Here is an 11,374-nt window from a genome sequence, read left to right as displayed (position 1 = left end):
CAATATGAGCGAAAAGCTCGATAAACTGCGCGCTTCACTGGAAAAAGAGAAGGAACGGCGCATCAAGATCAACAATCGCATCGAAAGTCTGGAGCGGCGGATTCAGGAGGCCGAAGCCGCCGAGGTCAACGAGATGGTTCGGACGGCAAAGGTCACGCCGGAACAGCTTGCCGCCCTGCTGCGGCAGTCCGCAACTTCCACCCCGAACCCGGCTGCGCTGTCCGCAGTCGGTGCTACCATTGATAAGGAGGACCCCGATAATGAAGATGATGAATAAGGTATGTGCGCTGGTGCTGTCGGTGGCACTGTGCGCTGGCATGGCAGCTCCTGCTTTTGCCTATGACGGCGAGCCTGTGGAGGAAGTGGAACAGCCTGTCCTGACTGCTGCCACCGAAGAGGAAGAGGCTGTCACCGTGACCGATGAGGAAACCGGTGCTCTGACCCCGGAGGGCAATCTGACGCTGGTGGACGATTACCACACTGACTACTCCGATGGCAGCGGACAGCAGTTCATTACGCTGGTGTCGAAGTCGGGAGCCACCTTTTATCTGGTCATCGACCGCAATGCCAAGGGACAGCAGACCGTCCACTTTATGAACCTTGTGGATGAAGCCGACCTGCTCTCCCTGATGGAAGATGAAGATGCCGAAGCCTATACCGCCGAAAAGGAAGCGGCGGCGCAGGCAGCGCAGGAGCGCAAACAGGCCGAAGAGGATGCGAAAAAGGCTGCGGAAGAAGCGGAGGCATCCGGTTCTGAACAGACTGGTGGCAACAAAGTTACGAAGTATGCTGCCACATTCTTAGGCGTACTGGCGCTGGTCGGTTTGGTTGCTGGCGGCGGCATTTACACCTTTATGAAGCAGAAGCAGAAAAAGCAGGCCGAAAAAGAAGCTCTTGACCCCGATGCAAACTACACCGAGGACAAGGGCGACTTTGAGATTCCTGTGGAGGATGAACCGGAAGAAACCGGCGAGGAAGATACCGAACCCATCTGATTTTAAGGCGGCGTTTTGCCGCCGTACATATTGCACTCAGAAACAGATTGGAGTGATTTTTATCGCAAAATTAGTCGTGGCGGAAAAGCCATCCGTCGCTATGTCCTATGCAAAAGTCCTTGGCGCCACCAGCCGCAAAGACGGCTACCTTGAGGGCAACAGCTATCTCGTCAGCTGGTGCGTGGGTCATCTGGTGGAGCTGGCTCCACCCAATGTTTACGATGCTAAGTACGTCAAGTGGAGTATCGCTGATTTGCCCATCCTGCCGCAAAAGTGGCAGTATCTGGTGTCTGCCAGCACCAAAAAGCAGTTCGGCATCCTGCAAAAACTTATGCAGCGCCCGGATGTGGACAGCGTGATCTGTGCTACGGACGCAGGGCGCGAGGGAGAACTGATTTTCCGCTTGGTGTACCAGCAAGCAGGCTGCAAAAAGCCCTTTTCTCGCCTGTGGCTGTCCAGCATGGAGGAAACCGCCATCCGCGAGGGTTTTCAGAAACTCAAACCGTCAACTGAATACGATGCGCTGTACAACGCAGCACTCTGCCGGGAACGTGCCGACTGGATGGTCGGCATCAATGCGTCCCGGCTTTTTTCGTGTCTGTACGGTCAACCGCTGGCGGTGGGGCGTGTTATGACCCCGGTGCTTGCCATGACGGTGGTGCGGGAAGCTGCCATCGCTGCCTTTGTGCCGGAGAAATTCTACACGGTCGCCCTGACCCTTGCAGACGGCGGCACCGCATCCAGCAAGCGGTTTGCACAGAAAGCGGATGCGGAACTGTTGCTTTCCAAATGCCGAAAGGAGGGGCGTGTCACGGTACAAAAGATGGAGCGCAAGGAAAAGTCCGAAAGCCCACCGCAACTCTATGACCTTACCGCATTGCAGCGTGATGCCAACCGTCTGCTGGGATTTACGGCACAGCAGACCTTGGATTATGCCCAAAGCCTTTACGAAAAACGGCTCATCACCTACCCCCGCACGGACAGCCGCTTTTTGACGGAGGATATGGCGGCATCCCTTCCGGGGCTGGTGACAGATACGGGCAGGGCGTTTGCTGTGGAAGAGCCGTTTCCCATCCATGTGCAGCAGGTCATCAACGGCAGCAAGGTCACCGACCACCATGCGCTACTGCCCACGAAAAGCATGGCAAACGCAGATCTTGCCGCCCTCCCTGCCGGGGAGCGGAATGTCCTGCGGCTGATTGCCGCACGGCTGCTCTGTGCCGTGGGTGAGCCTTACTGCTATGCAGAAACCACCTTGACTACCATCTGCGCAGGCGAAGAATTTACCGCCAAAGGCAAAGTTGTGCTGTCCGAGGGATGGAAAGCAGTGGAGCGAAAAATGCTGGGCGAGCTGCTGGGCAAGCAGAAAGAACCGGCTGTTCTGCCGGATGTGCAGGAGCAGAGCCGGTGCAGCGTTTCCGGTGCCGAACTGAAAGAGGGGCAAACGTCCCCGCCGAAGCATTTCACCGAGGACCTTCTACTTCATGCGATGGAAACTGCCAGTGCGGATAGTATGCCGGAGGGTGTGGAACGTCAGGGCATCGGCACCCCGGCTACCAGAGCCGCCACCATCGAAAAACTGGTACAGAAGGGCTTTCTGGAACGCAAAGGCACCAAGAAAACCAAGGTTCTGCTGCCCACGGATAAGGGAAAAGCCCTCATCACTGTGATGCCCGAAGAAATCCAATCCCCGGAAATGACCGCCGATTGGGAAACAAAGCTGCTGCAAATCGAACGTGGCGAAATGGAGCCGAGCGAATTTATGACCGAGATCAATACGATGATTACCGAACTGGTAAAGAACACGGAAATGAAAAAAGGAGCGAATGCGCTTATGAAAAACAAGATTATTGGTATCTGCCCGAACTGCGGTGCAAATGTTGTGGAGCGTGAAAAGGGCTGGTTCTGCGAGAACCGGGAGTGCCGTTTTGTCCTGTGGAAGGACAATGCGTTCTTTAAGCGTCTGGGCAAGCGGCTGGACGCTCATGTGGCGGACAAGCTGCTGCGGGATGGTCGTGTCCGCTTGAAGGACTGCAAGAGTGCCAAGGGCAAGACCTACAATGCCACCGTGCTGCTGTCCTGTGAAGCCGATGGCCGCAGCAAGTTTTCTCTGGAATTTGAAGGGGGCTGCTGATGGAGCAGATAAAAGAAGAGGTCTACCTTATCAACGATGAACGCTATCTGCATCTCCGGGAAAACGGTGCAGGGGTCGGCTTTGCCACTTATAACAAGGTAACTGGTGAGCCGCTGGAAAGTGGGCAGATCTCGGAAAAGAATCTGCCGCCAGATGGACAAAACACCATCCCTGCCGCCCGGAACTGGTATCTGTTTGAACTTTCGGACGATGACTGCAAGGTCATCCAACAGGAAAGCGTAAAGATCCTCGAAAACATCCCGCAGGCGGGCATCGGCAGACGGCGCATCTGGGAGCCGGAAACGCTGCCGAAGGATGTTCGTCTCATCAACAGCCACTATGATGACCTCTATCGCATTCCAGATGGCGGCGTGATTCAGGTGGATTACCCGGATGGGCGCAGTTTTACAGCACGGGTGGAACATCTGGATGATTACCACTTTGACATGGGCGGTCTGGGCAATGTGTTCCACATCTGCCAGTTTGCCGAGGTCATGGAACGAAACCATGCAGACTTCTACCCCGAAATTCAGACACAGGACGAGCAGGCTGCATGGGAACTGGGCGGCAAGGGCTATCTTGCTATCCAGTCCTGTGAGGACGGCTGGGACTACACTATTTACCACAGTGATTATTCCGTAATGGACGGTGGGCAGCTGGATGCCCCGGAACTGACCATTCAGGAAGCCCGTGAGCAGATTCTGGAAGCGCACCACTTGGAAAAGGGGCGGCGGCTGTTGCAGGACTACGATGCCGTCATGGATAAAGTTGCGGAAGCTGAGGAACTGAGCGCAGACCACCGCCCTTCCACACTGGAAAAGCTGGCAGAACTGGCAAGTGATACGTCTGCGCCAAAATCCTCTGCACGTTCTGCGCCAGAACTGTGAGGTGGACGATGCAGCAAAAATGGAACCAGAATTTTGACGGTGAACCCATGACGGACATCCCGCAGAAGTTTCTGAACGCAGGATGCGATGTTTATATGGTGATGCAGCTGCGGCATGACGAGAAAATACTTGCGTTTTGGAAGTCGCAGGGAAAAACAATTATAGTGTCAGAGCATCGGCTCTACTATCTGCGCGGTCTTGCGGATCGTTTTATCTATATTACCGGCGGAAAGGTAGAAAAAGATTACTCCGCAGCGGAGTTTGAGAGCCTGACGGAGCAACAGAGAGCCAAGTTGGGGCTGCGTACCTTTATTCTTGAAGATTTGTTGCCGCCAAAAGCATTGCCCCAGGCCGGTCAGCAAATGGAACTTCGCAATTTCTGCTTTGCCTACAAAAACGAACCGGAAACGTTGCACATCCGGGAAAGTAAAATCCCCGCAAATCGTATTGTCGGGATCATCGGGAATAATGGAGCTGGAAAGTCCACCTTCTCCCGGTGTTTCTGCGGCCTTGAAAAGCGCTGCGGTGAGGTGATCTGGAACGGCAGAACTTATCGGCCTAAAGACAGACTAAATACCTGCTACATGGTGATGCAGGAAGTCAATCACCAGCTTTTCACGGAAACTGTGCTAGATGAAGTCCTGATCAGTATGGAGGAGGAAAATCAGGAGTGGGCTGAGGAAATCCTTGCCGAGTTAGATTTAATCGGCTTCAAAGACAGACACCCTATGTCCCTTTCCGGCGGCCAAAAGCAGCGGGTAGCAATTGCCTCGGCAATCGCATCCAAGCGTTCTATCTTATTTTTTGACGAACCGACCAGCGGTCTTGATTACAAACACATGAAAGAGGTTGCAAATGTCCTGCGACAAGTCAGGGACACGGGTATTACCGTGTATGTCATTACTCATGACCTTGAGTTGATATTAGACTGTTGTACGGATATTGTCCATTTTGAAGATGGTTCTATCATCGACCAATTTCCAATGGATGCGGATGGACTTGAAAAAATTAGAAACTATTTCATAAAGGGGGTATCTGTAAAGTGAAAGAAGAAAAGAAGGAGTCGCCCATAGGTGTCTTATGGGGATGGGGCAAACCTTATCATGGAAAATTCATCGGCAGTATTATCCTTGCAGTATTAGGCGTGGCCTGCCAGATGGTGCCCTATTTCTGCGTGGCGCATATTGTCACAATGATGTTGTCTGGGGAACAGAATTTTTCCCGCTATGTGACCGCTGGGATTATTGCATTGAGCGGCTACTTTGGGAAAGTGCTGTTTTCCAGTCTTTCTACAACGATTTCCCACACGGCGACCTATTACACGCTGCGCGATCTGCGAGAGAATATCACCGCAAAGCTAGCCCGCGTCCCGATGGGGACGATTTTAGATACTCCGTCCGGCCAGTACAAAACGACGATTGTTGACCGGGTTGAAGGCATGGAATCGACCTTCGCACACCTGCTCCCGGAAATGACCGCAAATGTGCTGGTGCCGCTTGTAATCGCCGTGTACCTGTTCCTTTTGGACTGGCGCATGGCGCTCCTGTCCCTTGTTACGCTGGTGGTGGGCCTTGCTGTCATGTCCGCCGGTATGAAGAATTATCCTGTCAAATGGGAGGGCGCGGTTAAAGCGGGAAAGCAGATGGCAAACGCCATTGTAGAATACATCGGCGGGATTGAGGTGGTAAAGGCGTTCAGCCAGTCCGCCGGTTCCTACAAAAAATATTCTGACGCGGTGAATGCAAAAAATTGAAGTTATTGTTCGTATCACGAAGGACCACTGCCCTCCCCAAGAGCAGACGATTTTTGAGTGGATTGAAACGAACCGTGCTGCGCCAGACACCTTGAATTATCCCGGTTTGGAAATAAACTTGGAACACCGTCGTGTTTTCAAAAACGGACAGGAAGTGTACATGAGCCGTTACGAATATGGCGTTTTAAGTTTAATGGCACGGCATCCGGGGCAATTGTTTACAAAAGAGCAGATATTTGAAGCCGTGTGGCATCAGGATAGTGAAAGCTGCCTGACTGCTGTCACCAATACAATTGGACGCATCCGGCAAAAAATCGAGGATGATAGAGCTGTACCTGTCTATATTCGAACGATTTCCAACCTCGGCTACCAATTTATGCCGAACATTTCAGTGAAAAAAGATTCCTTATAACGATAAAAGCCATACTCAATGGGTAACTTAGACCTTGGGTATGGCTTTTATCGTTAGCTGGATAGATAAAAATTGACATCCTTGCAATCGGAAATAATCTTTTCTAAAATATAGAAAAAAGATTTTAGGAGGCGGTAAGATGCAATCCTTCGAAGATGTTCTGAGAGAGTTTGAAGATTTTTTGCAAACGGCATCCTATTTAGAGGTTCTCCCATGTCGATGGGGGTATGTACGGCTTTTTAATGAGGGTGCTCCTATCAACTTCTACGCAGTCTTATGCCGTACCCCACAAGAACTATATGATACGCTGGAAAATGATCTTGCCATTGAAAAAGAGGTTCAAAATCCACAACGAGACTGATTACGAGAAATTTATTGTGTAATTCGTTTGCTTTTCACGTGATTTTATTGAATGACCTGTTAGAATATTGCGTATTCAGACAAAAGAACGCCAGAGAGAAGCGTAACGTCCACTCTGGCAGCTTAGGTGTTTTTGTTCTGTTCTGAAAGTTCTGTCAAATGGATTGCGAGTGACCTTGTGGCATCCAACAGCGTTTTTTGCATTTCTGGCGGACAAGCAAAATAAATCGATTCTAACTCTCGACATTCGCGCTCTGCTTCTGATAAGTTCGGGTTGATAACCGAATCCAAGGAAAGTGGCAGAACATGGAGAATTGAACTTAAAATGTCAAAAGAAGGATTCTGTTTTCCATTTTCAATATTGGCGATATACTTCACCGAAACATTACTTTTCAGTGCCAGTTGCTCTTGTGTCATTTTCATCGCTTTTCGGACAGCCTTTATCTGCTTTCCTAAAGCAATCGCATCCGCATTCGGCATCATCATCACCTCAATTGAAGAAGATGGCTCTGTCATTCACATCCGGCAGGCAGTAAAGGTCGTAAAAGGTACGGTCAGCATCGGCAGTCCGAAATCCAAAGACAGTATCCGGGATATTCCGGTGCCGCTGAATGTCCGCCCGTGTGCCATCAAACTGCGGGATACTACCGACCAGTTCATCTGGGAAAGCCCCAAGACCGGCTTGCCCTGCAACCCCACCCATTTCCGGGATGTGTTCCGCAAATCTCTGGAAGAAGCGGGCGATGTCCGCTTGCTCACACCGCACAGCTGCCGCCACACCTATGTATCGCAGATGCAGGCGTTGGGCGTGGATATCCAGACCATCCAGAGCATCGTAGGCCATGCCGACACCGAGATGACTGAGCATTATCTCCATGTTCAGGAATCCATTCGGCAGAGTGCGATCCAGTTGTTCAGTGAGGCGTTTTCGGCCTGAAAATTGGACGGAACGGCACTAATTAGACCAGATAAAATCTTTGGCATTGTGGTCAAAATTGTGGTCAAAACCAAATGAGGTCAGCCCACAAACAAAAAAATCCAACGATTTCTAACGTGAAATCGTTGGATTTATGGTCCACCATTACGTTCCAAATCCGAACCTTTTCCCGTATCGGATTTGATGCGGTACGTTTTGCTCGGAACATCGGTTACATTGTACGCAGTGGTGATTTTGAACCAGCCGTCAGGTTCATCCCAAAGAGTGACCGAGTTTACAAAAAGATTGATAATACGTTTCTTCGCGGCCTCTGTTTTGATATTGCCCTGTGCGATTCTGGTTAAAAATTCTAAAACGTCCTGCTTGGTGATGGCATCTTTTTTCTGCTTCTCGTAGTCAAGCTCTTTCTGGCAGGACTTTTTTTCTTTCTCCAATTCCACCATGCGGTTGAGCAGGGTTTCCGGGACTACACCCCGCTCGATGGCAGCAGTGATATTTTTCAATGAGGCATCCAGCTCTTGCAGGTGTTCTTCCAGTGCAGGGATTTTGCCCTCGATCTGGATTTCCTTATAATACTCCTGCATGGTGGCATCTGCAATCAGATTCATAATCTCTGGGGTCAGGAGGGTAAGGGCATCCTGTACCACCACATCCTCGATCAGCTCTTTGCGAATGGATTTCTTCTGGCACCGGTGCTGCTTATGGCCGTAGCAGGAGTAGTAGTTGTAGGTCACACCCTGCGCACTGGTGCCGGTGTCGCCGTTCATCTGCTCCCCGCAGTGACCGCAAAAGAGCTTACCCGATAGGAGGTAATCTACCTTTGCCTTGCCTCGTGCTGGGGCACTAGCTGTAAGTTTCAGCTTCTCTTGCACCCTGTCAAATAGGGCCTTATCCACGATGGCCGGTACGCCGCCCTCGACCCGGTGTTCTTTGTACTGATACACCCCGATGTACTTCTCATTGCGGAACATAGACTTAAAGCTGTTCTTATTGAACGCATAGCCCCGCGTTGTACGGTAGCCCTTATTATTGAAGATTTCGGAGATCATCGAAATGGACTTACCCTCGTCGTAGAGTCGGAATGCTTCTTGCACAATGGGTGCTGTCCGGGGGTCAATGACGAAGTGTTTGTTCTCGATCTTATAGCCTAAAGGAATGGTGCCACCTGTGACCTGACACTTGTAGGCCGACTCCTGCATACCACGGCTGACCTTTTGTGCCAGCTCTGCGGAGTAAAATTCTGCCATACCCTCAAGGACTGATTCTAGGATGATACTCTCTGGGCTGTCTGTCAAGTTCTCGGTAGCACTGATAAGGCGCACACCAACTTTTTTCAGACGGTACTTATAGTTTGCGCTGTCATAGCGGTTACGAGCAAACCGATCGAGTTTATAGACGATCACGGCATCAAAGAGGCCCTTTTCTGCATCCTTTATCATCTGCAAGAACTCGTGGCGTTTCTCGGTATGCTTGCTGGCAGAGGTGGCGCGGTCAATGTAGGTTGCAACTACGGTGATACCCTGCCGCTTGCAGTAGTCTAAGCAAACGCGCTGCTGACCCTCAATGGACTGCTCCGTTTGAGAGCTGCTGGAATATCGGAGATAAAGACAGGCTTTCATAATAGAACCTCTTGACTCACCGTAAGGTGGGCCTTTTTTTATTTGTGATACTTATACCATTCGGCCAGAATTATGCAGTTGTCTTGTTCCCAAGGGCGTTCTCCGACCGAAGCTGCTCACAAACATTGAGCAGACTGCGGTGAGCCTCATAGCTGGTACACATACGGTAGGTATCAATGATATACTGCTCTTCGGTATTTAAGCCGGTGTTCTGCTGAGAAAGAGTTTCAGGCTGAGGGTTGTTCGTTTCTCCGTTCAGATAGGCAACCGTTGTATTCAACCAGCTTGCGATAACAGACAGACGAGTATCGCTGATTGTGGTTTGATTATTTTTTACAACCGTTAAATACGAACTTTTATCGCTCATGTTTAGAAGCCGTGCCAAATCAACAGGGCGTTTTCCCTGTTCGAGCATGAGTTGTTCAATGCGAGGAACGCGAATTAAATCTTTCCGATGGTTTGCTTCTCGTTCCTCTTTGGTCATTCTTGCCATAAAGACACCTCCTGAGCAATCTATATTGACTCATATTGACAAATATTGAGATTTCTATTGACAATATTGAGAAATCAATATATAATCACTCTCGTAAACAAGATTTACAGACAAAACGAACCACAACCCGGCAGACTTCCTCTCTGCTCAGGTTCTCCTATGGCTATTTTGCTACTCCAATTTCATTATAGCATAAGAGCGTTCTTTGTCAACGGATTGTTTACAAGTTTTCAAGAAAGGAGGCGTTCTTATGCAGATTACGATTACTGTATCTCCTACGGAACTGCTCGAAGTGCTGTCTGGCATCAATGCCGACATCTGTATCACGGCACCCAAGAAGCAGCCTACCGCAGTCGAGATTCCCATTTCGGAAGATATGCTGGACAGTGTGATGCGTCGTGCGTTCAGCGGCAAGTAAGACCTCTCCCTACATTATTGGAAAGGAGGTGCAAGTATGGAACCCGGTGAACTAATTCAACAGAAGCTATATGAGGAACACCTTTCTTACGATTGGCTGATTACACAGCTCAATCGTCGCGGCCTAACCGTTGGTAAAACCGCTATTAGTCTGGCATTTACCAGTAAGCGTACCAACGATACCAGCCAGCGTATCATTCAGGAGTCGAAAAAGGTTCTCCGCGATTACGATAGGTTCCTCAAGAAAAATGACGGACACTGATGAATTATCTACTTTCGCCCAGTGGCTCCTTGCTTTTATCAAGGAGTCCCGGCGCAATGCTGCGGAGGCTTCCAATGAACAGACTGGTTAAGTGGTGTTGGAAAAACATCTTCTGGTTGATGGCCTGCGCCGGTGGCGTGGGTGCCACCCCTGCCCTCGTACAGTATGCGTATTCTGCGCGTGGATATAAGGCAATCGGTGGTGAGATTTTCGTACCCTTTCTGGTTCCGCTGATCTGGTATCTGGTGGAGCTGGTCAAGGGAGCATTTAAGGAGTTCTCTAAGGAACTCGAAGAGGAAACCTAAAGAGGTATCACATGAGTAATTATCATAAGTACGTCAAGGTGCGTTTTGGTATCGCACTCAATTCCTACGCGCTGCCGACTGGCAATGCAGAGGGCTACTGGTTCAAGGCTTACGAGCCGCTGGTTCCCGGCGATATGGTTGTTGTGGAGGTTCGGGACACATTCACTCTGGCAACGGTTCTGGATGTTGCGCCTATGCCGGTCGGCTTTACCGGTCAGGTTACGAAAGCCGTCCTGAGCAAGATCAACACCAACGCTTATACCCACGGCAAGCAGCTGGACGAGCAGCGTAAGGAGCTGAAAAAGCGCATGGACGAAAGGGTTAAGGCATTGCAGGAGGACGCTCTCTACGAAATGCTGGCAGAGAAAGACCCTGAGCTGAAATCCATGCTGGAAGCGTACCGCGAGGTACAGTAAATCTTTTCTTCAAGAGAAAGTGAGTTTTATATGAAAAACAATTTTCAGGTAGGCGACATTATCCGAGGTGTTGAGGGTGCCCCCTACGGCATTACCGATAAACACATGACCACTGGCCGTGTGATTAAGACGGACACTGACGGCACTTTCACGGTCAAGATCACCGGTTATCCTAGTCGCCCCAGTGCAATCGGTGAGGTTTATGACGATCTCGACCCGCAGTATTTTGAACTGATTCGGCATTCCGAAATGAAGCCGTTCAATCGTCTGGAAGCCCTCGCTGCGTTGGCTAAGGACAAGTCTGCTTTGCTTGACTATGACTTGTCCAGTGCCGACCTGCGCAGTGCCGACCTGAGCGGTTCCAACCTGCGCAGTGCCGACCTT

Annotated in this window: 16 protein-coding genes and 1 pseudogene; 14 read left to right on the top strand and 3 right to left on the bottom strand. The window is 50.4% G+C overall.

Annotation, left to right across the window (positions count from 1 at the left end; all coding sequences use genetic code 11):
- Positions 1–4: 4 nt before the first annotated feature.
- From J3349_RS04775 to J3349_RS04740, 8 genes and pseudogenes are all read left to right on the top strand, one after another.
- Positions 5–277, top strand: coding sequence for a DUF4315 family protein (locus tag J3349_RS04775; protein ID WP_112091926.1), 273 nt, complete (start codon positions 5–7; stop codon positions 275–277).
- On the top strand, positions 261–995 hold the full coding sequence (locus J3349_RS04770) for a DUF4366 domain-containing protein (protein WP_117930569.1): 735 nt from the start codon (positions 261–263) through the stop codon (positions 993–995). Before J3349_RS04775 ends, J3349_RS04770 begins: the two co-directional genes overlap by 17 nt.
- Before the next feature lie 61 nt (positions 996–1,056).
- Entirely contained in the window at positions 1,057–3,129 is a 2,073-nt protein-coding gene (locus tag J3349_RS04765) for a DNA topoisomerase 3 (RefSeq protein WP_207676647.1), read from the top strand.
- On the top strand, positions 3,129–4,016 hold the full coding sequence (locus tag J3349_RS04760; protein ID WP_207676617.1) for an LPD16 domain-containing protein: 888 nt from the start codon (positions 3,129–3,131) through the stop codon (positions 4,014–4,016). Before J3349_RS04765 ends, J3349_RS04760 begins: the two co-directional genes overlap by 1 nt.
- An 8-nt stretch (positions 4,017–4,024) precedes the next feature.
- Complete coding sequence (locus J3349_RS04755) at positions 4,025–5,062, top strand: ATP-binding cassette domain-containing protein (RefSeq protein WP_242699499.1); 1,038 nt, start codon at positions 4,025–4,027, stop codon at positions 5,060–5,062.
- Positions 5,059–5,757 (top strand): annotated as a pseudogene (locus J3349_RS04750) (ABC transporter transmembrane domain-containing protein); the annotation flags it as partial. The gene J3349_RS04755 and the pseudogene J3349_RS04750, both read left to right, overlap by 4 nt.
- A complete protein-coding gene (locus tag J3349_RS04745) occupies positions 5,756–6,181 on the top strand; it encodes a response regulator transcription factor (RefSeq protein WP_098924792.1) in 426 nt (141 codons plus the stop codon). The pseudogene J3349_RS04750 and the gene J3349_RS04745, both read left to right, overlap by 2 nt.
- Before the next feature lie 139 nt (positions 6,182–6,320).
- On the top strand, positions 6,321–6,542 hold the full coding sequence (locus J3349_RS04740; RefSeq protein WP_015564162.1) for a hypothetical protein: 222 nt from the start codon (positions 6,321–6,323) through the stop codon (positions 6,540–6,542).
- Positions 6,543–6,664: 122 nt separating this feature from the next.
- Here J3349_RS04740 and J3349_RS04735 read toward each other — a convergent pair whose 3' ends face one another.
- A complete protein-coding gene (locus J3349_RS04735) occupies positions 6,665–7,027 on the bottom strand; it encodes a helix-turn-helix transcriptional regulator (protein ID WP_117476086.1) in 363 nt (120 codons plus the stop codon).
- Here J3349_RS04735 and J3349_RS14260 point away from each other — a divergent pair.
- Positions 6,909–7,478 carry a site-specific integrase gene (locus J3349_RS14260; protein ID WP_347564972.1) on the top strand — a complete coding sequence of 190 codons (570 nt, stop codon included), beginning with the start codon at positions 6,909–6,911 and terminating at the stop codon, positions 7,476–7,478. The two genes, J3349_RS04735 and J3349_RS14260, sit on opposite strands and share 119 nt — an antisense overlap.
- A gap of 131 nt (positions 7,479–7,609) precedes the next feature.
- Here J3349_RS14260 and J3349_RS04725 read toward each other — a convergent pair whose 3' ends face one another.
- Entirely contained in the window at positions 7,610–9,097 is a 1,488-nt protein-coding gene (locus J3349_RS04725) for a recombinase family protein (RefSeq protein WP_207676616.1), read from the bottom strand.
- Between the two features lie 70 nt (positions 9,098–9,167).
- Positions 9,168–9,590 (bottom strand): helix-turn-helix transcriptional regulator, encoded by a 423-nt coding sequence (locus J3349_RS04720; protein ID WP_207676615.1) that lies wholly within the window; start codon positions 9,588–9,590, stop codon positions 9,168–9,170.
- A 250-nt stretch (positions 9,591–9,840) separates the two neighbouring features.
- Here J3349_RS04720 and J3349_RS04715 point away from each other — a divergent pair, with 250 nt between their 5' ends.
- From J3349_RS04715 to J3349_RS04695, 5 genes are all read left to right on the top strand, one after another.
- On the top strand, positions 9,841–10,008 hold the full coding sequence (locus J3349_RS04715; RefSeq protein WP_207676614.1) for a hypothetical protein: 168 nt from the start codon (positions 9,841–9,843) through the stop codon (positions 10,006–10,008).
- 36 nt (positions 10,009–10,044) lie between these two features.
- Entirely contained in the window at positions 10,045–10,269 is a 225-nt protein-coding gene (locus tag J3349_RS04710; protein ID WP_207676613.1) for a hypothetical protein, read from the top strand.
- A gap of 74 nt (positions 10,270–10,343) precedes the next feature.
- The gene (locus J3349_RS04705) at positions 10,344–10,574 is read left to right on the top strand and encodes a hypothetical protein (protein WP_207676612.1); all 231 of its coding nucleotides are present in this window, start codon (positions 10,344–10,346) and stop codon (positions 10,572–10,574) included.
- 11 nt (positions 10,575–10,585) lie between these two features.
- Entirely contained in the window at positions 10,586–10,990 is a 405-nt protein-coding gene (locus tag J3349_RS04700) for a hypothetical protein (protein ID WP_207676611.1), read from the top strand.
- Between the two features lie 30 nt (positions 10,991–11,020).
- The coding region (locus J3349_RS04695; protein WP_207676610.1) for a pentapeptide repeat-containing protein at positions 11,021–11,374 on the top strand (354 nt) is incomplete at its 3' end.

Origin of the sequence: Faecalibacterium sp. Marseille-P9590, assembly GCF_017377665.1 — a bacterium.
Taxonomy (GTDB): Bacteria; Bacillota; Clostridia; order Oscillospirales; family Ruminococcaceae; genus Faecalibacterium.
Note: the sequence above shows the minus strand (reverse complement) of the source record. Positions and strands in the feature narration are given on the sequence as shown.

Bases quoted from the DNA above. Each gene is read 5' to 3' on its own strand.
- J3349_RS04775 (WP_112091926.1), top strand. From the start codon at position 5: ATGAGCGAAAAGCTCGATAAACTGCGCGCTTCACTGGAAAAAGAGAAG.
- J3349_RS04770 (WP_117930569.1), top strand. From the start codon at position 261: ATGAAGATGATGAATAAGGTATGTGCGCTGGTGCTGTCGGTGGCACTG.
- J3349_RS04760 (WP_207676617.1), top strand. From the start codon at position 3,129: ATGGAGCAGATAAAAGAAGAGGTCTACCTTATCAACGATGAACGCTAT.
- J3349_RS04755 (WP_242699499.1), top strand. From the start codon at position 4,025: ATGCAGCAAAAATGGAACCAGAATTTTGACGGTGAACCCATGACGGAC.
- J3349_RS04745 (WP_098924792.1), top strand. From the start codon at position 5,756: ATGCAAAAAATTGAAGTTATTGTTCGTATCACGAAGGACCACTGCCCT.
- J3349_RS04740 (WP_015564162.1), top strand. From the start codon at position 6,321: ATGCAATCCTTCGAAGATGTTCTGAGAGAGTTTGAAGATTTTTTGCAA.
- J3349_RS04735 (WP_117476086.1), bottom strand. From the start codon at position 7,027: ATGATGATGCCGAATGCGGATGCGATTGCTTTAGGAAAGCAGATAAAG.
- J3349_RS04725 (WP_207676616.1), bottom strand. From the start codon at position 9,097: ATGAAAGCCTGTCTTTATCTCCGATATTCCAGCAGCTCTCAAACGGAG.
- J3349_RS04720 (WP_207676615.1), bottom strand. From the start codon at position 9,590: ATGGCAAGAATGACCAAAGAGGAACGAGAAGCAAACCATCGGAAAGAT.
- J3349_RS04715 (WP_207676614.1), top strand. From the start codon at position 9,841: ATGCAGATTACGATTACTGTATCTCCTACGGAACTGCTCGAAGTGCTG.
- J3349_RS04710 (WP_207676613.1), top strand. From the start codon at position 10,045: ATGGAACCCGGTGAACTAATTCAACAGAAGCTATATGAGGAACACCTT.
- J3349_RS04705 (WP_207676612.1), top strand. From the start codon at position 10,344: ATGAACAGACTGGTTAAGTGGTGTTGGAAAAACATCTTCTGGTTGATG.
- J3349_RS04700 (WP_207676611.1), top strand. From the start codon at position 10,586: ATGAGTAATTATCATAAGTACGTCAAGGTGCGTTTTGGTATCGCACTC.